Below are 22413 nucleotides of genomic sequence, written 5' to 3'. Positions count from 1 at the left end.
ATGGCGCTATCCCCGATTAGGCCGGGGGTAGCGCTTTTGGCTTTGTAAGGGGAAATTCTGCGGGTATTACACAAGTTGTTGCTGCACCGTTCGTTTCTGAATATATCGGATGAACAGCTCGGCTAGCTCGGGATCAAACTGAGAACCGGAGCACATCTGTAGTTCCTTGATTGCTTCATCGACATTTTTCGTTTCCTGATACGGTCGCTCTGTCGTCATTGCGTCAAAGGAATCAATCACCGTGAGCATCCGGCACAACCGTGGAATCTCACAGCCTTTCAGACCATAAGGGTAGCCTGCCCCGTCATATCGTTCATGATGCAATTCAATATAGGGAATGAGATCGGCAAAACGCTCGTTCGTCATGGCCATTTTTTTGCCCCAGGTGACATGGCCCTTGATCGTTTCCCATTCTTCAGCGGTAAGCTTTTCTTTCTTATTCAAGATGGACCATGGAATTTCGAGCTTTCCGATGTCATGAATCAGTGCGCCCAGTACAAAATTCCGCTTCTCCACATTATCGAGTTCCAGCAACTCACTTATATCGAGAGCATACTTATATACGCGTTTGGAATGTTTGAATGTATCCATATCCTTATACCTGAACAAGTTGAGCTGTTGCTCAATGTCGCGCACATCCTGCACCAGATCAATCTCTTGCTCCATGCCATCATTACTACCGTGGCGATGTACATTGTTTTTGCCTTGCTTTTTGGCATAATACAGCGCTTTATCCGCCTGATCCACAAGTTGTGACTTGTTGTACATATCGACTTCATAACGCGCAACACCTGCGGAGAACGAGAGACAACCGTGCGGAAACACTTCAACCCCTTCAAAAGGTGTGTCGTTCAGCTGCTTGCGCAGCTTGTTCATGAAAGCATAAGCCTCGTCCAGATCCATGCCTGGCATGAGCAGGGTGAACTCTTCTCCGCCATAACGAAAGGCGGTGACCGAAGTGCCTTCCGTCTTCCGACTGAGGAAATCTCCGAGAAGAGCCAGCAGGCTGTCACCCTGGAGATGACCGAAGCGGTCGTTATACTTTTTGAAATCATCAATATCGATGAGTCCCAGTGAAAGTGGGGTTCCCTGAGAACGGGCGTTACCAAGCTCGGTCTCCAGCATACTTTCAAAATGACTATGGTTAAACAAACCTGTACGTTGATCCGTATTCGCCTTTTCCTCAATACTCTGATACATCACAAACAGCTGTTTGAACGCATGTGATAGCAGAATGCTAAGACTGAGGTAGAGCAGCAGACCGAGAACGCCGTTATGCACAACGAGAATGGTCAGCACGAGTGCCAAAATCAATGTACATAAATAGACGAGCAGCGATTCGGTAACGAACACACGCTTCATCTGCTGTAATGCATCCTTTGTTGAGAAATGAAAAAACAGGCCAAGCGTGATTGTATTAATGATGAAGTAGGCTGCAAGTGCCGCAAAATAGGGCAGCAGGTTATATCCATCCAGTGCTCCCGGAATTCCTCCAGTCCAAGTAAATACATAAGCCGCTCCAGCAATCATGAGGCTGTAAATGCTGAAATTGACGATATGTTTCCACCAGGTGAGTTTGCGATCCTTGATTAACAGAATGAGGGAAACAGGCAGCAGTACAGACAGACTGAATGCACCACCAAACATGAAGATAGAGGCGAGGTACACGGAAGAGTCCATGGATTGCTGATTGCCTTTGGGTGGAATTTGAAACGTGAAATAATCCAAAATCAGCGCCGCACCAAGCATCGTGTATACCATTACCCATTCGTCAGAGGATAGATGGAGATAAGACCACTTGTTCATATACAGAAAAATACCGATGCCGGTGCAGCTAAGCAAGACGACATACATGCTGCTCCGATCTGCTTTATGGATAAGGTTACGAATAGAGTTCATAAAAATTCTCCTGCTTGGTTTAGTCTGCTCTTGATGTGAATATATCGGCTTGTACTATATTGATGTATAACATAACAAGTTACCTCCCAAAAATCCAGAAAGAAAAAACAGGCCGCTGGCAGCCTGTTTGTCTTGGTTGGCGAAGTATATGTACTAGCCGCCCAGCTTGTATCCCGAAGTCAATGCAACAACGACAGAAGCTACGATGATTGCGTTGATGACGAGACGGGAATATTTAATGCCTTCGAATTTTTTCATGGAAAAGACCTCCCTTCCTTGGAGTCTGTCCGAATGTCTTCAGGCCTGATGGAACTCACTGGCTGCAAAGCTTCTCCGGTTCGATTCACCATCATGTACTGGATAAACAGGAATATGCCAATGTTCATGACCACATCGCCGATGCTGATCACCTGGGTCCGCGGATAAGGGCTGGACAGCGGGATGATATCACCTAGGAATGAAAGATGTGTGGAAGCATCCATCATATAGTGCTTTGATACCGCCCCGCCTTCGCGCAGCATATCTACATAATAGGGCCCAAGAACAGCAGAGGCGTCCACGGAAACCGGCATACGCCCACCGTTCACTGCCATGACGATGAAATTGAGAAAGACACCGATCCAGATCAACGTAAAACCTTTGTAATGTCGATTAAGCCACAAAAATGCTAGACCTGTGACATAAACGGCAGCAAACAGGTACCCGTTGATGGATGCAACCCAATCAAGCCTTTCCTGCAAGAAAAAGATGAAGAACTGGGCCAGCAGCAACAGCGGGAATATCCATCCGCCTCGCAGCTTGAGTGCTGCAAACTGGTGGAGACCATACCGAAATCCTCCCCGGAACAGTCCAACGATCAAGCCTAGCAGAATGCCGTCGTATACCATGATTAACTCCTGTCTTACAGATATGTGTAAATGTGATTGCGTGTTTGTGTATCTATGTTATTCGACCTTTTACTGGTAAATCCTTCAATGAAAAATATTTTTTTGAGAAGAAATTTGCAAAAAAATAAACAAAAAACCGCCTTTACGAACCAATGGGTCGAATCCATTGAAAAGTTCGGTAAAAACGGCTTTATATTATGTCAAAATGCGAGCTTTAATGCACCTAGCATATGTTCGATTTATTCCGATTCCCCGTTGAGATAATTGAAGAACGGGTGGTCAACCCAGAAGGTGTAACTGGAAATATCCGCATCAGGGGCGAGCTTACGGAATCCTTCCTGAATTGCCTTGGAATTCTCCTTAAGGGAGAAGGATTGTGCGTAATAGTTGCCAAGTGAAATTTTATTGTTAGCAATGACCGGATATTCCGCCAGAGCAGTCGGTGAATAATACAGCGGCTGCCACCAGGAAGCATGGATTAAGGCAGAGGTGTCATCGCTATTCTTTTTGGCATACTTCAATATAATGTCGTTGAAACGGGCTTTGTCCGCTGTGTTATTGAACTCGAACTGAATGTCATATTCTTTGGCGTAGGCGATGTAGTTGCCATTCTCGATCTGGGTTACTTTGTAATCCGGTGTTTCTTTGGGCTCTCCCCATTCCTTCAAATAGATGAAGGCAGATGTCTTCGGCTGGAACTGTACATCAGCATCGATGCCTTCACTGCGCAACAGTCCAATTAACTGCACCGCATGTTTAATATCATCATGTCCGTAAGTTAAAGTCAGTTCATCGATGAAGTTGGAATTAAAGCGACTATCCTTAAGATTGTAACCTGTGACGAGATCATTCCGCAGAGCTTGATCCACAATGGTCCGAAGATCTGGTGCTTCTATTAAATCAGCAGTGCGATAGGCAGCGTACAATTTGGAGTAAATGTCAGCGTCGCCGGAACGGCCAATTTCATTTTTATATTTACCCTGACTGGTCAATACCCGTCCAAGCAAAATGTTGGCAAAATCGGAACTCGCTTCGCCACCCTTACGAAGAGCGGGGTACAGACTTTCCGGGATCAGACCTGTATCGATGGCAGCGGCCAGTTCCTGCGCGGCTTGTCCCTGCACGCGGCTTGGGCTAATGCCCAGTTTTGCAAGTGCCTTTGCTGTTTTGTCTTTAGGATATGTATAGGCCAGCTCTTTGAATCCGGCTGCTTTGACTGCAATGAAGACAGCGGCATAAGTGCTCAGTTTGTCATTGGCACGAACTTCCGTACCGGATAGGATACCATTGTTATATAAGGAAACGGCAGCTTTATAAGCTGAATCATTCGATTTCAGATCAGTAAAGGATGGGGCCTTAACTAAGCTGTCACTTGCTTCATCTGTAGCAGGAGCAGCTTGATCGGCTTCAAGAATGGTAGCAATCGCCTTGATGAAGTCACCCTTCGTTAACTGTTTCAGCAATTGGATATTGTATTTAGCTTGCAGGAATTGGGCGTAATCAGCTGCACTCTCGGTATAAACTGAAGGAGCTTGTGCTACGGGTCCTTTAACAGCCTGTGAGGTCGTTTGTCCAGCGGAAGTGGCGGATGCTGCGGATACCGAAGCGGGCAAGCTGAGGCTGCCGAGTGTAACCGGAGCGGCGAGCAGAGCGGCCAGTGTGATCTGGGTGATTTTTTTCAAATGAATAGCCTCCTCAAAATAGGGTTGGAAAATAAATAAGATTGCGTTATAATTCTGACAAATCCTATCTGAATATAATAATTGGATTGACTTTAGCATGGAGCAGCTCTGGATGTCAACGGAAAAAACCTTGGTATAGAGAGGCTTCGGAGGCTCTGTCGAAGGCAAATCAACTATTATATTCCATTTAGTGTATACGCTCAAAGATTTATTGACAAGGATCGACAGTATCCGCTAGGATTATAAAAAAAGAATAGTGAAAAGGGGAATTTTCAAAATGAAAAGAGGTTTATCGTTCGTCTTATCGATCATCATGTTGGCTATATTGCTGGCGGCTTGTGGAAATTCTGCTTCCAAAGACGAACAATCGGCCCAAGATGGCGACAGTGAAAAATCACTGCGCATGGCGCTTGTACTTCCTGAAAAAATCGGGGTAAACCCGTTCTTCGTACAGATGGATGAAGGTTTCAAAAAAGCAGGCGAGGAATTCAAGGTAGATACCAAAACGATTGAATCGACTGACCCGGCAGCATTTGAGCAAAACCTGCGTGCTGCAGTTGCTGAGAACTATGATCTGATCATTACAGCGACATTCCAGGCAGAAGATGCACTGAAAAAAGTGGCTGCCGAAAATCCGGACAAGTCCTTTGCCGTTGTAGACACAACGGTGGATCTACCGAACGTACGTAGCGTTGGTTTCCATGAATATGAAGGAGCATACCTGCTTGGTGCAGCTGCCGGACTGTCTACGAAAACAGACAAAGTCGGTATGATTGCCGCGATGGACGTTCCATTGATCAAGAAATATACAGAAGGTTTCAAAGCTGGTCTGGAATCGGTTAACCCGAAAGCGGAATTCCTTGTGAACTACGTTGGTGGATTTAACGACCCGGCCAAAGCCAAAGAGCTTGCGTTGGTACAATTCGGCAAAGGTGCTGACTTCATTGCCGCAGCATCCGCTGTAGGGGATCTGGGCGTGTTCGAAGCCGCGAAAGAAAAAGGCTTCTATACTTCCGGTCAGGATACGGACCGTACCGTTGAAGATCCGGAACATATCGTATTATCTCAATTAAAGTCGACTGATACAGTTTCTTACCAGACGGTGAAAGACTTCGTTGAAGGAAACTTCAAGGCGGGCGCTGTGAACTATGGCTTGAAAGAAGATGGCGTAGGCCTGACTTACGTAACACGTGATAGCGAAACTCCATTGAATGCTTTTGTTGGACAAGAAGTTATCGACAAGGTTAAAGCAATCAAGGATGATATCGTATCCGGCAAAATCGTTGTGAAAGATCCATTGCAACAGTAGTATTGTTTGTTTCATAGGATTGAGTAATTGAGTTGATCAGCCGGCTGCCCGATCAGGCAGCCGGTTTTGCTGCTATTTAAGACCGAGAGGAGAGAACGCGAGATATGCTGTTGGAGATGGAGCAGATTACGAAGAAATACGGCGGCTTCACCGCTAACCGGGACATCCGTTTTAATTTGCGAGAAGGAGAGATTCATGCCCTCGTGGGTGAGAACGGCGCTGGTAAGACAACCCTGATGCGTATGTTGTATGGAATGGAGCAACCGACATCAGGCACAATCAAAGTTCGTGGACGCGAGGTCAGCTTCGCAACTCCGTCTCAGGCCATGGCAAGTGGTATCGGCATGGTGCATCAGCATTTCATGCTGTTTCCTTCCTTTACGGTTGCCGAGAACATCGTGATTGGCCGTGAACCGTCTGCGGCAGGGGTATTTGATCGCAAACAGGCGGCGGCCCAGGTGAATGAATTGGGCAGAACGTATGGCATGCCAGTTGATCCGTGGAAAAAAGTATTTGAATGCCCTCTGGGCATGCAGCAGCGTGTTGAAATTCTCAAGGTGCTGCATCAGGGCGCGGACATCATTATATTGGATGAACCATCAGCGGTACTGACACCGCTGGAAGTGAAAGAACTACTCGCGAATATGAAATCCCTTGCCAAGTTGGGCAAAACCTTTGTATTGATCACGCACAAGCTGCAGGAAGTTATGGATGTGGCAGACCGGATCACGGTTCTTCGTGATGGTCAGGTGACAGGTACATTGGAAGCAAAAGACACGAATGTAGAGGAACTGTCCCGCCTGATGGTAGGGCGTGAGCTGGTTCGCATGGACAAGCAGCCATCCGTTCCGGGAGAAGCTGTGCTTCAGGTGGAAGCGGTAAACTTGTCAGGGGCAGAGGACCGTTCTGCACTCAAGGATATCCATTTGCAAGTTCGGAAAGGCGAGGTCGTTGGAATCGCGGGTATTTCCGGCAACGGCCAGTCTGAACTGATCCAGATCATTGCGGGACTACGCAAGGCAGATAGCGGCCGCGTCCTACTGTCAGGGCAGGATACAACCAATTGGCCAGTGCGGCGCATTAGGGAGCATGGACTTGCCCATATCCCGGAAGACCGTTATATGTGGGGAGCGGCGAAAGATGCGAGCGTTCGTGAAAATGGACTGATGGGCCACCATCACCGGCTTCAATCACGCGGTATCATTAAAGCGAAGGCAGCACGGACCATGGTGGAGAACTGGATCAAGCAGTTCAGCATCAAAACCGGTTCTGCGGAAACGAAGGCGCAGTTCCTATCTGGCGGTAACTTGCAGAAGTTGATTGCTGCGCGTGAGTTTGCCCAGGATACGCCGTTTCTGATTGCGGCTGAACCTACGCGGGGTGTAGACATCGGAGCGATGGAGACCATCCACGCTGAATTGCTGCGCAAACGGAATGAGGGTGCGGGTATTCTGCTCGTTTCCTCGGAATTGTCCGAGATTTTGCAATTATCGGATCGAATCATTGTCATGTATGAAGGCGGAATTGCCGGGGAACTGAAGGCAGATGAAGCAACAGAAGAACAGATCAGCTTGTTGATGGCAGGAGGGAAAGAGCGGATATGAATCGGGTAAAAGAAACACTTCGCGGACTCATACAGCCGCTGCTTGCCGTATTCATCGGTTTGCTGGCAGGTGCTGTAGCCATTCTGATCGTTGGCGGTTCCGTGGTGGATACGTATGCGGAGATGTGGAAAGGGGCCTTCGGCAACTTCTACTTCTTCACTAACACACTGGCACGTTCGACGCCCATTATTCTTGCGGGGCTGGGCGTAGCACTGGCATTCCGCGCCGGATTTTTCAACATGGGTGCAGAAGGACAGATGGTTCTGGGCGGACTTAGTGCAGCGCTGACGGCGCTCTACCTGCCGGGTCCAGGCTGGTTTGTCTGTATTGCAGCCATTGTGGCGGGGATCATCGCCGGTGGGGTCTGGTCGCTGTTTGCAGGTTGGCTGGATGCCCGCTTTGGCATGAATCTGTTGATCACAACACTGCTGCTCAACTATATTGCGATTTATTTTGGAGGATACATGGTATCCTACCCGTTTAAAGACCGTACAGGATCAGCGGCAATGGCCCAGACGCCAATGATTGATCAGAGTGTCTGGCTGCCGAAGCTGTTCCAGGGTATGGGACTGCATGCTGGATTCATCATTGCTATTGTGGCGGCGATTCTCATCTACTGGTTCACACACAAGACGGTAACTGGTTATGAGATTCGCATGTTGGGAAGCAATCCTTCGTTTGCAACGTATGGTGGCGTGCGACGCATTCGCATGATGATGCTGTCCATGATCATCAGTGGTGGACTTGCAGGTCTTGCGGGTGCAGGGGAAGTGCTAGGGACACAGTATCGTTTCCTTGATGGATCGTTGTCATCTGCAAGTTATGCATGGAGCGGCATTATGGCGACATTGCTTGCCCGCTCGCATCCGCTAGGAACAGCTGTGGCGGCAATCCTGCTTGCAGCGTTGCAGACAGGTGCCATGGGGATGGAACGGAATACGGATGTGCCGCTGGAAGTCGGCAGTGTCATCCAAGCAGTATTGACGTTATTTGTATCGGCTCAGATCGGATATTCATTCCTGAAGCGGAGAAAGGAGAAAAAGTCCAATGCAACAACTGTTTGATGCAGCCATGTTTGGCTCTACCTTGCGGATTATGACGCCGATCCTGCTTGCAGCGCTCGGTGGGGCTTTATGCTCTCGTGTCGGTCTGTTCAACGTGGGTCTGGAAGGACTCGTACTGATCGGTGCTTTCTCCGCTATTGTCGGTAACTATCTGTTCGGCAATGTACTGTTGGCTGTAATATTTTCTATTGTGATCGTCATGTTGTTCTCTGCGCTATTTGCCTTTATCAGTATTAATCTGAAGGCCAACGCCATTGTGGTCGGGATCTCGCTTAACTTTCTGGCCACAGGACTGACGACTTTTGCGCTGCGGGCGATTTTTGATGTAAAAGGTGCTTACTATGACAAGGATATGGTGGGACTCCCCAAATGGGACATTCCTCTTATTAAGGACATTCCGTGGGTAGGCGATGTTATCTCAGGGCATAGCCCGCTCGTGTATCTCGGGATTATTATCGTAATTGCCTTGCAGTTTTATCTGTTCAAAAGTGTCTCCGGTTTCCGTCTTCGTTCCGTGGGTGAGAACCCGGTAGCGGCACAAAGTATCGGCATCAAGGTGCGCGGTATTCAATATGGTGCAGTTCTGATGTGCGGCGTATTGTGCGCCTTGGCGGGTGCACAGTTATCGCTCGGTCAGGTTACGATGTTTACCGAGGGCATGACCGCAGGTCGCGGCTTCATCGCATTGGTAGCGACCATGTTGGGTCAAGCGAATCCGCTCGGCGTTATGGGGTCCAGTGTGCTGTTTGGGTTCATGGAAGCTCTTAGTATCCGACTACAGGGCTTCGCGTTGCCAACTCACTTTACCATGATGCTGCCGTATATTGTGACACTGGTGGCGATGTTCTTCTTCAAGGACCGTACTTATGCACAAGACGCACTGAAAGCGGGCGGAAGCTCGCGTTAAATCCTGAATGTTATGCTGGAAGCATATAAAGAAGGAGGAATCACGCTTGCATAATAAGGCTGAACGTCTGAAAAAAACGAAAAGCCCGGCACCCAAAGCGGGTGCTGAGCACGGAGACCGACTGCCACCGGGGCAGGTACTGACCGAGAAATTCCCGATTCTGCATGAAGGTGAAGTGCCGGAATACGACCTTTCCACCTGGGATTTGAAGGTATTCGGTGAAGTTGAAGAGGAGAAGGTGTTCTCCTTCGCCGAGCTTCAGGGGATGCCTCAAGTGAACACGGTGAGCGATATTCATTGTGTTACCCGCTGGTCGAAGTTTGATACACCATGGGAAGGCATACGGTTCTCGGATTTCATCAAGCTACTTGGCGTCAAACCGGAAGCAAAATATGTTATGATCCACGCGGATCATGATTATGAAACGAATGTTCCGCTCGAAGAACTAATGCATGATGATGTATTGCTTGCTTTTAAATTTAACGGTGAGCCGCTCACACCGAAGCACGGTTATCCGCTGCGCTTGGTTGTTCCACAACTCTACTTCTGGAAGAGTGCGAAGTGGATACGGGGTCTGGAATTCATGAAAGAAGATCGCAATGGCTTCTGGGAAGTCAATGGTTTCCATCATTTTGCCGATCCGTTCAAGGAGCAGCGCTTCTCTGGTGAAGATATTCCGATTCCGGAAGACGAATGGACGAAGAAGGAGTTTGATTAAGATGTTGATGCCTATTTTGCAAATTCATTCCGAAGATATGCCTGCATATGCCATTGTCTGTGGTGATCCGGCACGTGCGGAGAAAATTTCCCGCAAGCTGGAGCGGGCGAGAGAACTGGCGTTCAGCCGGGAGTATCGCACGTTTGTAGGATTGTATGAAGGTGTACAAATGGCCGTGGTCAGCCATGGCGTAGGTTCACCAGGAGCAGCTGTCTGCTTCGAAGAACTGATCCGGGCAGGGGTAACGACCCTGATTCGTGTAGGTACAGCGGGCTCGTACACAACGGATTATCCAGCGGGCAGCGTAATCGTCAGCACGGCCGCTGTGCGTACGGACGGGCTGACACGTCAGCTGGTACCAGATGGTTTCCCTGCGGTAGCGGACCTTGGTGTTACACAAGCGTTAATCGAGGCAACTCGTGAGCATGCAAGTGCAGCGAAAGCTTCAAGTGCGGGTAAAGTTGGCGTGGGCATTACCGTTACGCTGGATGCATTCTTCACAGGAGTTGAAGAGATTCCTCATCGCAAGTACAAGCAGGCGGGTGCTCTTGCCGCTGAGATGGAAATTGCCGCGCTCTACATCGTCAGCACACTGCGTGGCGCTCGTGCCGGGGCTATTGTCGCTATCGATGGATTCGCAGACAGCGACCTGGCCGCCGAGTATGATCCGCATACAAATGCGGTAGCTGATGCTGTTGAGCGTGAGATCGAAGCGGCACTGCGTGCATTGGCTGTACTGGCTCGTCAGGATCAGGCGTAGGCTGGGTTTAGCAGGGCATTTTGTAGTACTACTGCTGGTAAAATTGCAAAATAAGCAAATGATGTCCATCTGAGATGGACAATATATAAGGGCGTCCCATAAGGTCATGTTCATGACTTTGGGATGCCCTTTTGAGTTTGAGATAGAAGCGACTGTTGCTAGATTGGAAGGTGCAATCGATTCGTTAGCGTTGTCCGAACAATTGCTGTGCCGTCTCAATAAATAACCGGGATGCGGGAGAAGCATCGACAAGTGAAGGAACGGCAATCTCGATATTGCGGTAGGCTTTCGGCTCTGTGGGGAGTGCTTTGACACCCGGAGGCAGCCAGGATAGTGAAATAGCAGGCAGCATAGCGGTCCCGAGTCCCTGCTCAATCATGCTAAGGCAAGTGTTTACGTTATACACGACAAATCCGAAATGTAATTCTGCATCTGCTCGATTGAACAGATCAACAATCGGTACCTCATAGCCGCCTTTGCAAATAATCATGGGGTGTTTGTCCAGCATTTGTACCGGCAGAATTTCCTGATTCGCAAAAGGTTCATCGTCCCGAAACACCGCGAGCATCTCCTCGCTATAGAGTGGAAGCGTCTCATAAGACACATCTACTGGTTCTTTATCTGTGGCAATAATGAGAGCTACATCAATGGCGCGTGAGCTTAGCCACTCCTGAATTTCAAGGATGTTCCCCTCGTGCAACTCAAACTGAATCTGAGGATAGCGGTCCCGAATCGAGCGGATGATTTTTGGCAGCAGATGGGCGGATGACATAGGGAAAGAGCCAATACGAATCGTACCAATCTCCAACCCTTTTTCGGCGGCAACGACCTGCTGTACCTTATCAAATTGCTGTAAAATGCGGCGGAAAATAACCAGAATTCGCTGTCCCACATCCGTAAGCACGATGCCGTTCCTACGATCCCGTATGATTAGAGTGACATCCAGTTCATTCTCCAGCGAGGAGATGGCCCGACTGACTGCGGGCTGTGTCATATTCAGTTCCTGGCCTGCACGGGTGAAACTTCCCGTCTCTGCAATTTTCACAAATAACTGCAACTGTGAGTTGTTCATAACAAATATGGTATGCTCCTTATGATTAACATGCATTTCAATTATTTATATCAATATTGTATCATGAAGACACGGAACGATCAAAGAACGAATGTAAAACGGATCTGGATCGGATTCCAAATGGTTTGCAGGCACAGAAAGAGCGCAGGATAATGTGTACGATTGATTAAACTGCGCCTGTAGATGGTGCCGGATAGGAGAATAAACATATGGCTTTATCACGTGCAAAAGCAGGCTGGGTCCTGGCTTTTCTGGTACTCATGTGGGGAGTAAACTGGCCCCTGACCAAATACGCATTAAATTTTACACCGCCGCTCATATTCGCAGGCATGCGCCTGTTAATTGGGGGTCTGGTGCTGGGGCTATATGCTTTTCCCCGCTACAAAACGCTGCGACTGAAGCAAACCTGGCATATTTATGCCATATCTGCGGTGCTTAACATCATCTTCTTCTACGGTTTTCAGACCGTGGGGCTGACGGAAGTGCCAGCAGGATTATTTTCATCCATCGTGTTCCTACAGCCTGTGCTGCTTGGAATCGGGGCATGGTTGTGGCTGGGTGAGTCCATGTATGGACTGAAGATTGCCGGATTGGTGATCGGTTTTGCAGGGGTGGCTACGATCAGTATTGGTGGCATGACAGGCAAAGTATCCCCTGAAGGGGTTATGCTTGGGCTGTTCAGCGCAATTAGCTGGGCGATCGGGACCGTATATATGAAGAGAAATTCAATGAAGGTCGATGGAATCTGGATGACAGCCATTCCGATTCTGATCGGCGGAGTTGTTCTGACATTGACGGGTACGGTCACAGAGAGCTGGTCTGATGTGCAGTGGGTGCTTCCTTTTATACTGGATACGCTATTTATTTCGGTGTTTGTCATTGCAATGGGCTGGCTCGCGTTCTTCAAACTGGTTAGCTCCGGCGAAGCCAGCAAAGTAGGATCGTTTACGTTCCTGATTCCGCTGATCGCCCTGTTATGCAGTGTGCTGTTCCTCGGAGAGTCAGTTACGGTCAATCTGATCGCAGGTCTGGTTATGATTATTGCCAGCATCCTGCTTGTGAATGTTAAAGTGAAAGGCAGTAAAGTCGCGAAAATATAAAGTTAAACAGAGAACTTTCTTCAAGTGGTTGTTGAACCTTGTATACATTCCGAATGACAATGCAAAAAATGGGTAAGTTATATATAGGAACATCACCATGATTACGAAGAGGAGGACTCCAACATGACACAGAACAATCAACCTCAGGATGAGGCGGCAATTCGCAACAAACTGGATGAAGACGGGGATTCCTTGATGGAGAAAAAGAAAATTTTGAGCGGTGTGGATATTGAGCCGCAAGCGGACGAATGGTCTGCCAAACCGTCACCTGTAGCATTTGATGAAGGTAAATCATCCAAAGAATAAGAGGAACCAAATATAGCTTAAAAAGAAGCGGGTACCGTTAAGGTATCTGCTTTTTTATATCAGAATGGTTAAGCACGTTTCGGAGCATCATCTTCCTGATGTCTTATTGTATAATCATGGGAAACGTTTGTGAGAGGAGAATGTGAAGATGAGTGAGATTAACATTAGAAGGGCTGTCATCGGAGATTACACGGGAGTATCTGCCTTAATGGATGAACTTCATCACTTGCATGTGGAGGCCAGGCCAGACGTATACAGAGAGCTGCAGACGAGAATGAGTCATAAGGAATATGAAGAACTACTGGAAACGGATCATCGTTACCTCTATGTTGCGGAATTGCTGGAACAGGGTGAGATTGTTGGATTTGCGAGCGCACAGTTGAATGTTATTCAGAATGTGGATTTGTTAAAGGATCGAAAGATGTTATACATCCATGAGATCATCGTTGGTAGCAAACATCGTGGACATGGGACAGGCAAACTGTTGATGCAGGAGTTAATCGAACTTGGCAAAGAAATGCAGGTCTACAGTGTTGAACTGACCGTGTCTACATTTAATACTGGTGCTCAAGCTTTCTATGAGCAGATGGGTCTGGCTGTACGCAGCAGCAGAATGGAATACATACTATAACTATAATGTGCTGTACGAAGAATAATGAGATGTCTGGCGCGTTAGTGCAGTCGTAGGAAGCATGGAATACATCCATTTGGAGTAAAATAAAAGAAATAGTCTTGCATACCCCCGTGGGGTATGTTACTCTTATTACAGAACGAAAGAAAAGGGGTGTTCGCGATGGAACATCAGAGCCATCCCAAGGAACCTTTGGAGTCATCCGTAACAGAGGTGAACGAAGTCTCACAGACAGATGATCAGCAAGCCAATTCATGTCATACGTCAGGCAGTGATGGAAAGCATGTGCGCAAGAGCCATCACTCCCAAGAGATGAAGGGCAACCTGATTTCCCGCTTGAACCGTGTTGAAGGACAGATTCGCGGGATCAAGGGATTGATCGAGAAGGATACCTATTGTGATGATGTGCTGACACAGATCGCGGCTGCTCAGTCCGCTCTTAATTCAGTAGGCAAGCTATTGCTGGAAGGCCACATGAAGAGCTGCATCGTTGAGCGCATTCAGGCCGGAGAGCATGAGGTTGTGGATGAATTGTTGGTAACGGTAAGAAAGTTAATGAAGTAATTATTTTTGAATGAACTCATCATTTATATATCTAAGGAGGAACTACCCATGTCTAATATTACGTTGAACGTTACAGGAATGTCTTGCAATCACTGTGTGAAATCGGTTGAAGAAGCTGTGAAGAATGCGGGAGCGAATGGTCAGGTTGATCTGGCAGCAGGAACTGTCGCAGTTGAATATGACGAGCAAAAAGTCAATGTGGATCAGATCAAGGCAGCCATAGAAGATCAAGGGTATGACGTAGTCTAATCATCGCAGGCTTAAACTGAACTTCCCTTTGCATGGAAAGGAATTCAACAGGTCTTTTCCATTAAATGAGTTCATTGTTTAAGCCTGATTTTCTGTCTTTTATATACCCCTTGGGGGTATTGAATGTGTAGGGATATTTCATAGAGAAAGGAGCTAACAACATGGATAAGTCATCAACAACGGAAAACGCAACAGTATCAGAACCCGTACCTTCACAGGAAGCAGCGGGATTGCAGACAACACTGCAAATTACAGGCATGACCTGTGCTGCCTGCTCTACCCGGATTGAGAAGGGTTTGTCCCGAATGGAAGGGGTCAATCAGGCGAATGTTAACCTCGCTATAGAACAAGCAACGGTATCCTATGATCCGAAGACAACGAACATCAATGCTTTGCGGGATAAGGTGGAGGCCCTTGGCTATGGTACAGTAACGGAATCCGTGGATCTGGACATTACAGGCATGACCTGTGCTGCTTGTTCTACTCGAATCGAAAAAGGTCTTTCTCGGTTGCCGGGTGTATCCCGTGCAAACGTGAACCTGGCTCTGGAAACGGGACATGTGGAATTTGCAGCAGGAGTACTGAAGGCAACCGATATTACGGCGAAGATCAAACAGCTCGGTTATGGAGCAGAGTTGCAGAAGACACAGGAAGATACCCAATCAGTGCGTGAGCGTGAATTACAGCGTAAAAAGTGGAAATGGATGATCTCCGCCTTGTTATCTTTGCCACTGCTTTGGGCCATGGTGGGTCACTTTTCATTTACCTCGTGGATCTGGGTACCGGATCTGTTCATGAACCCATGGTTCCAACTGGTGTTGGCAACGCCAGTACAGTTTGTGATTGGATGGCAATTCTATGTGGGAGCCTATAAAGCGCTCCGTAATGGCAGTGCCAATATGGATGTACTGGTTGCTTTGGGTACAAGTGCGGCTTTCTTCTACAGTCTGTATCTGACCCTGACCAGTGGCAATACAGCTTCGACCATGATGGATCATGGTGGGACGGGAATGGCTACAGCAGCCATGCCAACCGTGGAGCTTTATTATGAGACGAGTGCAATTCTGATTACGTTGATCCTATTGGGAAAATGGTTTGAGGCGGTAGCCAAGGGGCGTTCCTCTCAGGCAATCAAGAGCCTCATCGAACTGGCTCCGCGTGAAGCCAGAGTGATTCGTGATGGACAGGAGGTTATTGTACCGTCTGCGTATGTCGCGGTAGGTGATCTCGTTCTGGTAAAACCCGGAGATAGCATTCCTGTCGATGGCGTCGTGGAGGAGGGGCAGTCTTCTGTCGACGAATCCATGTTAAGCGGAGAGAGCCTGCCCGTGGATAAAAAACCAGGGGACGCCGTTACAGGTGCTACGTTGAATAAAAATGGAGTATTAAGACTGCGTGCGACCCGCGTGGGCTCGGACACGGCGTTATCCCAAATTATTAAAGTGGTTGAACAAGCGCAGGGTTCCAAGGCCCCTATTCAGCGGATTGCCGATGTGATCTCAGGTATCTTTGTTCCGATTGTTGTAGGCATCGCAGCAGTCACGTTCCTGATCTGGTATTTTTTCGCCAGTCCCGGTGACTTTGCCGGTTCGCTGGAGAAGGCGATTGCTGTACTTGTCATAGCCTGTCCTTGTGCGCTTGGACTCGCAACTCCAACGTCCATTATGGCTGGATCAGGGCGTGCGGCGGAATATGGTGTGTTGTTCAAAGGCGGCGAACATCTGGAATCGGCACAGCAGATCCAAACCGTTGTACTGGACAAAACAGGTACAGTTACCCAAGGCAAGCCCGTGCTTACGGATGTGGTGACGGCTCCAGAATGGACGGAAACGGACCTGCTGCAACGGGTGGGAGCAGCAGAGCAGAGTTCGGAGCATCCATTGGCTGAGGCGATTGTAGAAGGAATCCGAGGTAAAGGTCTGGAACTGGTCCAGTCAGAGCAATTCGAGAACATACCGGGATATGGTGTGCGAGCTCGGGTTCAGGGACAAGAAATCCTGGTCGGGACACGCCGACTGCTTACGGATGCGAAGGTGAATGTCTCCGAGGAAACGATGCAACAGATGAATAACCTTGAGGAACAAGGACGCACAGCGATGCTGGTCGCGGTAGACGGACAATGGGCTGGGGTTGTTGCCGTGGCTGACACCATCAAGGATACTTCAAGGGAAGCCATTCAGCGGCTTCATACTATGGGAATCGATGTTATCATGATTACGGGAGACAATGAGCGGACAGCACGCGCTGTAGCGGAGCAAGCCGGAATTAATAAAGTTCTGGCTGAGGTACTGCCAGAGGGTAAAGCGGCAGAAGTGAAAAAACTTCAGGAGAGTGGCCTCAAGGTAGCGATGGTTGGAGATGGTATCAACGATGCTCCGGCCCTTGCTACAGCCGATATTGGTATGGCCATCGGAACCGGAACCGATGTAGCGATGGAAGCAGCGGATATTACGCTAATGCGCGGCGATCTGAACAGTATTGCAGATGCAATCGAGATGAGTCGGCGCACGATGGGCAATATCAAGCAGAACCTGTTCTGGGCACTTGGCTATAACGTGATTGGGATTCCAATTGCAGCAGTGGGCTTCCTAGCTCCTTGGTTGGCAGGTGCGGCCATGGCGTTCAGCTCTGTGTCGGTTGTATTGAATTCGCTGCGTCTGCAACGGATGAAACTGAAAAGCAATGACTGATGTCCATTGAGGGACGTGATTCAACTTTGCATTATGCTCAAAAGTAAGCATAGGGTGCGGTCCGCTACGGCGGACCGTGCTTTTTTTGTTGAGGAAAGGTGTTTGAAATATGCTAAGGGAATGGTCCTTTACTTGTTATTAGAAGGTGAGTATGTGAAGTGATGTCCTCTTATGAAATGGAATACATTGTTTGCGAAACACATCTTTATCTTTCTGAACCTTTCAGAAATAGATTGACAATATAGACATATAGACTTAAAATTTAAAACGATCGTTTGATTCAAACAATCGTTTACATCAAATTCGAACTAATGAGTAATGGAGGACATCATTTATGTTGCAGGCTTTACGTATATTGTTGAAAAAACCGCCAGTAATTGTGGGGATCGTGACGGCACTTATGTTCCAAGTGATCTTCAGCGTGATCTGGATGACAGCATATTCCGGAGTGAATGACCGGATGAATGAATTGACGGTTGCCGTTGTCAATGAGGATGGAGAGCAGTCCAAGGGGATCGCAGATCGTATGGCTGAGACGCTTCCTTTTCATACCGTAACGAATCTGAGTGCTGCCGAAGCACTTGACCAGTTAAATCATCGCAAGATTCATATGGTGCTGAATATTCCTGCAGGGTTTAACGAGCTGATTCAGACAGCCGGTTCCACTGCTGAAATTAAGTACACCATTAACGAGGCGAACCCGGTTACGATCAAAAGCATGATGCAAGGTGTATCGCAAAGTGTGACGAACACGATTAACAAGCAAGCAACCGCTCAAGGTGTGCAAGCTGTGTTGACGGCTTCTGGGGCGCCTGCAGATCAGGCAGCTGAAGCTGCTGCCAACCTGACTACACGAGTGGAAGGTACAACGACTTCTATTAATCCGGTTAACGGCATGAACAACCAGATGGTGCCGATGATGATGGTACTCGCTTCTTATGTGGGAGCCATGATTATGGGTATGAACCTGCAGACAGCGATGGGTATGCTGTCGGCTACTCACTCCCGCTGGACTTTGTTTGGCGCCAGAGTAGTCATTAATCTGGGGTCTGCTCTTGTGGTTTCCCTGCTGGGATCATCACTGATCGTGTCGCTGGGCGGACAGATCGAGCAAGGATTTATCGCATTCTGGTTGTTCCAGGCTTTGTTCCTCTGCACGTTCATGTTCTTCTCCCAGTTCTTCCTGATCTGCTTTGGACCAGCGGGAAGTTTGTTCAACATCATTTCACTGTCGCTGCAACTGGTATCTTCCGGTGCAATGGTGCCACGTGAATTGCTGAACAGCTTCTACAGTGGTATTGGTCAGTATCTGCCTGCCACATATGCCGTTCAAGGTGTTCTGAGCGCTCAACTGGGTGGACCTGGAGTTCAATCCGCGGCTGGCTCAATTACCATTGTATTGCTGGTTGCTGTAGCCCTCTCCCTGGTGGTGACGTTGTTGAAAAAACAACCTATGCCAGCTGGGGCACCAAGCCCGGCTCAAATGAACAGCTAATATTCCAGTCATCATGGTTGTTCTTCATAGGATATGATCAAGCACCCCGGTGATTTTCACCGGGGTGCTTGGTTTAATAGTAGGTTGAGGTGGCTAGCTTTGCAGAACCACAGGCGGCACACCTTGCGCTTTGATGCACAAACTTTCATAATGAAACGATAGAGTAGTCTCGCTGCAGCCCGGTGAGCTGAAGCAAATGAATAGAACGGACAAGAGGAGCGGACGGAATGACGGAACCGGAATTGGATATAAAAACGAGGATTTTGCTTGCAGCCAAGAAGCTTTTTGCACAGCAGGGGTATGACGGGACAAGTGTTCGTCAAATCTGTGATGAGGCGGGTGCGAATGTATCGCTGGTCTCGTATCATTTTGGTGGAAAAGAAAAGGTGTTCGAAGCATTATTTGAGCACTTTTTTCCTGATCATATGATGAACGAGTTGGCTGAAGAGTCCATGTCCTCCCCCGTGGAGGGTATCCGACGAATCATAGGTGAAGTCGTAAAATTCACGATGACGGACCGGGAGATGAGCGATATTGTGCAGCTTGAAATTACACTGCGTACCCATCGCACAGCTACCGTGTTTCGTTTTTTGGACCCCGTCTGGACCAGAGTGAGAGAACTGCTGCAAGAAGGCAAGGAGCAGGGCGTGTTTCAGATCGAGTCCGTATCTTATGCGATGCTTCAGGTCATGGGTGTGGCTTTGGCGCACAAACGGGCTAAGAATTCGCGGTTTAGCTTTGACTATCAGGATATGAACACAGATGAACTGGCTGAGCAAACCATTGAATTCGTACTACGAGGATTGGGAGTGAATAGCAATGAACGAAACCATTGAATTGATGATGAAACACCGCTCTGTGCGGAAATTCAAGCCAGACCCGGTAAGTGAGGAGCAGCTGGCAGCAATCGTGGCGGCCGGGCAGATGGCTTCCTCTTCAAGTAGTGTGCAGGCCTATACTATAATTGCTGTTACCGAACAGGAGCAGAAGGCCAAATTGGCTGAATTGGCAGGCAATCAGTCTTACGTCAATGAATGCCCTGTGTTTCTCGTATGGTGTGCTGACCTTTATCGCCTGAGTGATGCTGCCAAGCGTCATTTGCCTGAAAAGGAATCCTATGAGGACTCCACTGAAAACTTTATGGTGGCCACCATTGATGTTGCACTCGCATCGCAAAATGCTGCGCTTGCAGCAGAGTCACTAGGTTTCGGAATTGTATATATTGGCGGGCTGCGCAACCGTATTGAGGAAGTGAGCGAAGTATTGGGTTTGCCCGACGGCGTCTATCCAGTATATGGAATGTGCATTGGTGTTGCTGATCAGGATACGGGTATTCGTCCGCGTCTACCACTGGATGCTGTCCTGCACCATGGCCGCTATAACGCCGAGCAGACTCTCAAAGGCGTCGAGAGCTATGACGAAACGACTGCTGCATACATGAAGGAGCGCACTCAAGGGGAACGTTCTACATCGTGGTCCGAAATGATGGCGAAACGCCTCACAGAACCGGTACGTCTACAGATGAAGCCATTCCTCGAAGGCAAAGGATTCTTGAAACGTTAAGTGTAAATTCAAAAGAAGTCAGTTCGGCAGATGCCGACTGACTTCTTTTTTTGCATACTATATCTATTTAGTTGAGGAACCAGCACAAGAATGGATGCCAATTCGGACCTAAGGAAGACCGTAGAAGCGTTTCGTATTCTGATAAAAGAGACGCGCAGCCCGCTCCGTTCCCATACCGGTCACTTCACTCCACGCTTGAATGACCTGTCTGGTCATGGCAGGGTGCGTCATTCTTCCCTGGAAAGGTCCCTCGAAAGGCCAAGGTCCATCAGTCTCTGCCATAACCTGCTCGGAAGGATACTGGCGAGCTAATTCGCGAATTTCCTCTTCGTATATGATATCAGGTGTAAATGAGACGAAGTATCCGTTGTCAGCCATTCGCTGGACGGTCCCCTTGGAACCTTTGAACCAGTGAAAATGTGCCCGGCGATGTTGATATTGCTCCAGCAGGTCACAGGCGATATCGGCATCCTCGTATACAGCGTGCAGCACAATCGGTTTACCGTGCCGTTTCGCTAGCTGGATAAATCGCTCCAACAGATCGATATAGCCGCTCTGATCAAAGTACTGTCCTGCCTGTTCGGCTTCCTGTCGGTTGTAATAAGGCAATCCAACTTCCCCAATCGCTGTGGCTTGTCCCATATGCTTTTCGATCCATTTGATAAATAGATCCTGCTCTGCCAGGGACGGCAGGGGCTGCTCGGGATGGAACCCAAAGGCCGGATATACGGTACGAGGGTATTGGGAAGCTACTTCTAGGTTACTCTGGGCAGAAGCCAGATTCATGGAAACGGCGATGACAGCCTCAACCTGCTGGGATGGGAAGGAATGCAGCATCTCACGTTGTTCTTCAGGTGTATATTTGTCCAGGTGAAGATGGGCATCGATCAAGGGTGCAAAAGCGGTTGATTGCATGGATTGACCCCTCCTTTTTGTCTTTTACCAATGATACGCAGGGTAGTTTGTCTTGGATCACCCATTTTAGGGAAAAAATAACTCAAAAACCCGCACTATTTAGATAGGCGGGTTTTCTGCTGTTCTTCTCTCATCCACTGGGAAATCTGCCGTTTCCGTTCAAGAAAAGCAGATTCCTCCGTGATCGCTTCGCGACGTGGACGATCAAAGGGAACATCGACCTCGTGAAGTACAGCCGCAGGCCGATTTGATAAAACATAGATACGGTCCGCAAGCAATAATGCTTCCTCGATATTATGCGTAATGAACAGCACCGAGCGGCGGTTCTGTTCCCAGATATCGAGCAGCCAGCGCTGCATGTCGCTACGGGTCAGTGCATCCAGCGCACTAAAAGGCTCGTCTAGCAGCATCAGCTCCTGCGGACTGAGCAGGGCGCGCAGAAAGGCAACCCGCTGCTGCATGCCGCCCGATAACATATGCGGATAGGCTTGTTCGAACCCAGCCAGTCCGACACTGCTCAGCCACTTCCGGGCATCTGCAAGCGCCTCTGCTCGGGGTGGTGCATCCGAAGACACTTCACCTGCAAGCAGCACATTGTCCTCAATGGTACGCCATGGGAAGAGGGCAGGCTGCTGCGGCATATAGCTAATCTTGCCGCGTTGTCCGGTGACATCCTGACCATTCATCAGGATTTGGCCCTCCTGAGGTTTCAGCAGACCGCCGATGATGTGAAACAGGGTGCTTTTGCCACAGCCGGAAGGGCCGACGATGGCTACGAATTCTCCTTGTTCCACGGTCAGGGACAGGCCATCCAGAACGGGCAATGTGCTGCGTCGCTCCCGGAACGAAGCATTCACGTCTAATACTTCCAACGCTGGTGATGAATGATGTGCAGGTAAGGCCACGGTTCCATATTCAGGAATCCCGCTACTCGTTGGAGTGGTTGCACCTTCATCCGGCGCAGTAGCTACCCGCTCGTTGTGTTCGGGTGTCATCTT

Annotated in this window: 21 protein-coding genes; 15 read left to right on the top strand and 6 right to left on the bottom strand. The window is 48.6% G+C overall.

Annotated elements, in window-relative coordinates:
* Positions 1–66: 66 nt before the first annotated feature.
* The 3 genes from AC4PM4_RS23220 to AC4PM4_RS23210 form a co-directional block, all read right to left on the bottom strand.
* A complete protein-coding gene (locus tag AC4PM4_RS23220; RefSeq protein ID WP_491614666.1) occupies positions 67–1899 on the bottom strand; it encodes a bifunctional diguanylate cyclase/phosphohydrolase in 1833 nt (610 codons plus the stop codon).
* A 254-nt stretch (positions 1900–2153) separates the two neighbouring features.
* Positions 2154–2786, bottom strand: coding sequence for a DUF5317 domain-containing protein (locus AC4PM4_RS23215; protein ID WP_063566258.1), 633 nt, complete (start codon positions 2784–2786; stop codon positions 2154–2156).
* A 239-nt stretch (positions 2787–3025) separates the two neighbouring features.
* The gene (locus AC4PM4_RS23210; RefSeq protein ID WP_491614665.1) at positions 3026–4468 is read right to left on the bottom strand and encodes a hypothetical protein; all 1443 of its coding nucleotides are present in this window, start codon (positions 4466–4468) and stop codon (positions 3026–3028) included.
* Between the two features lie 277 nt (positions 4469–4745).
* Between AC4PM4_RS23210 and AC4PM4_RS23205 the strand changes: the two genes are divergently transcribed.
* The 6 genes from AC4PM4_RS23205 to AC4PM4_RS23180 all read left to right on the top strand — a co-directional run bounded on the left by AC4PM4_RS23205 (position 4746) and on the right by AC4PM4_RS23180 (position 10830).
* Positions 4746–5777: a BMP family lipoprotein gene (locus AC4PM4_RS23205; RefSeq protein WP_072734955.1), complete on the top strand. Its 1032-nt coding sequence runs from the start codon at positions 4746–4748 to the stop codon at positions 5775–5777.
* 104 nt (positions 5778–5881) lie between these two features.
* Complete coding sequence (locus tag AC4PM4_RS23200; protein ID WP_063566255.1) at positions 5882–7381, top strand: ABC transporter ATP-binding protein; 1500 nt, start codon at positions 5882–5884, stop codon at positions 7379–7381.
* Positions 7378–8445, top strand: coding sequence for an ABC transporter permease (locus AC4PM4_RS23195; protein ID WP_063566254.1), 1068 nt, complete (start codon positions 7378–7380; stop codon positions 8443–8445). The genes AC4PM4_RS23200 and AC4PM4_RS23195 overlap by 4 nt, the downstream gene beginning before the upstream one ends.
* The gene (locus AC4PM4_RS23190; protein WP_024632282.1) at positions 8429–9352 is read left to right on the top strand and encodes an ABC transporter permease; all 924 of its coding nucleotides are present in this window, start codon (positions 8429–8431) and stop codon (positions 9350–9352) included. The genes AC4PM4_RS23195 and AC4PM4_RS23190 overlap by 17 nt, the downstream gene beginning before the upstream one ends.
* Positions 9353–9398: 46 nt before the next feature.
* The gene (locus AC4PM4_RS23185) at positions 9399–10070 is read left to right on the top strand and encodes a sulfite oxidase-like oxidoreductase (RefSeq protein WP_090954102.1); all 672 of its coding nucleotides are present in this window, start codon (positions 9399–9401) and stop codon (positions 10068–10070) included.
* A gap of 1 nt (position 10071) precedes the next feature.
* Complete coding sequence (locus tag AC4PM4_RS23180; RefSeq protein WP_491614664.1) at positions 10072–10830, top strand: nucleoside phosphorylase; 759 nt, start codon at positions 10072–10074, stop codon at positions 10828–10830.
* Between the two features lie 184 nt (positions 10831–11014).
* Here AC4PM4_RS23180 and AC4PM4_RS23175 read toward each other — a convergent pair whose 3' ends face one another.
* Complete coding sequence (locus AC4PM4_RS23175) at positions 11015–11902, bottom strand: LysR family transcriptional regulator (RefSeq protein WP_063566312.1); 888 nt, start codon at positions 11900–11902, stop codon at positions 11015–11017.
* A 209-nt stretch (positions 11903–12111) separates the two neighbouring features.
* On the opposite strand from AC4PM4_RS23175, the gene AC4PM4_RS23170 reads away from it, so the two are divergent.
* The 9 genes from AC4PM4_RS23170 (at position 12112) to nfsA (ending at position 20500) form a co-directional block, all read left to right on the top strand.
* Positions 12112–13002 carry a DMT family transporter gene (locus AC4PM4_RS23170; protein WP_090954096.1) on the top strand — a complete coding sequence of 297 codons (891 nt, stop codon included), beginning with the start codon at positions 12112–12114 and terminating at the stop codon, positions 13000–13002.
* Between the two features lie 123 nt (positions 13003–13125).
* The gene (locus AC4PM4_RS23165) at positions 13126–13308 is read left to right on the top strand and encodes a hypothetical protein (RefSeq protein WP_063566250.1); all 183 of its coding nucleotides are present in this window, start codon (positions 13126–13128) and stop codon (positions 13306–13308) included.
* Between the two features lie 148 nt (positions 13309–13456).
* On the top strand, positions 13457–13939 hold the full coding sequence (locus AC4PM4_RS23160; RefSeq protein WP_491614663.1) for a GNAT family N-acetyltransferase: 483 nt from the start codon (positions 13457–13459) through the stop codon (positions 13937–13939).
* A 162-nt stretch (positions 13940–14101) separates the two neighbouring features.
* Positions 14102–14503, top strand: coding sequence for a metal-sensitive transcriptional regulator (locus AC4PM4_RS23155; protein ID WP_082935409.1), 402 nt, complete (start codon positions 14102–14104; stop codon positions 14501–14503).
* A gap of 48 nt (positions 14504–14551) precedes the next feature.
* Positions 14552–14752, top strand: coding sequence for a copper ion binding protein (locus AC4PM4_RS23150; protein WP_053779829.1), 201 nt, complete (start codon positions 14552–14554; stop codon positions 14750–14752).
* A gap of 257 nt (positions 14753–15009) precedes the next feature.
* Positions 15010–17442 carry a heavy metal translocating P-type ATPase gene (locus AC4PM4_RS23145; protein WP_491614700.1) on the top strand — a complete coding sequence of 811 codons (2433 nt, stop codon included), beginning with the start codon at positions 15010–15012 and terminating at the stop codon, positions 17440–17442.
* Between the two features lie 334 nt (positions 17443–17776).
* Positions 17777–18937: a YhgE/Pip domain-containing protein gene (locus AC4PM4_RS23140; RefSeq protein WP_072734951.1), complete on the top strand. Its 1161-nt coding sequence runs from the start codon at positions 17777–17779 to the stop codon at positions 18935–18937.
* 227 nt (positions 18938–19164) lie between these two features.
* Positions 19165–19773, top strand: a complete 609-nt coding sequence (locus tag AC4PM4_RS23135; protein ID WP_063566247.1) for a TetR family transcriptional regulator — start codon at positions 19165–19167, stop codon at positions 19771–19773.
* Positions 19757–20500 (top strand): oxygen-insensitive NADPH nitroreductase, encoded by a 744-nt coding sequence (nfsA, locus tag AC4PM4_RS23130; RefSeq protein ID WP_090810159.1) that lies wholly within the window; start codon positions 19757–19759, stop codon positions 20498–20500. The genes AC4PM4_RS23135 and nfsA overlap by 17 nt, the downstream gene beginning before the upstream one ends.
* Before the next feature lie 108 nt (positions 20501–20608).
* Here nfsA and AC4PM4_RS23125 read toward each other — a convergent pair whose 3' ends face one another.
* Together AC4PM4_RS23125 and AC4PM4_RS23120 are read right to left on the bottom strand one after the other, a co-directional pair.
* Positions 20609–21415, bottom strand: coding sequence for a TatD family hydrolase (locus AC4PM4_RS23125; protein WP_090810161.1), 807 nt, complete (start codon positions 21413–21415; stop codon positions 20609–20611).
* 95 nt (positions 21416–21510) lie between these two features.
* On the bottom strand, positions 21511–22410 hold the full coding sequence (locus AC4PM4_RS23120; RefSeq protein ID WP_491614662.1) for an ABC transporter ATP-binding protein: 900 nt from the start codon (positions 22408–22410) through the stop codon (positions 21511–21513).
* Positions 22411–22413 lie beyond the last annotated feature (3 nt).

The sequence above is a fragment of the Paenibacillus sp. MDV22-iso6 genome (assembly GCF_058408365.1).
This window is presented reverse-complemented; position numbering and strand designations above follow the sequence as displayed.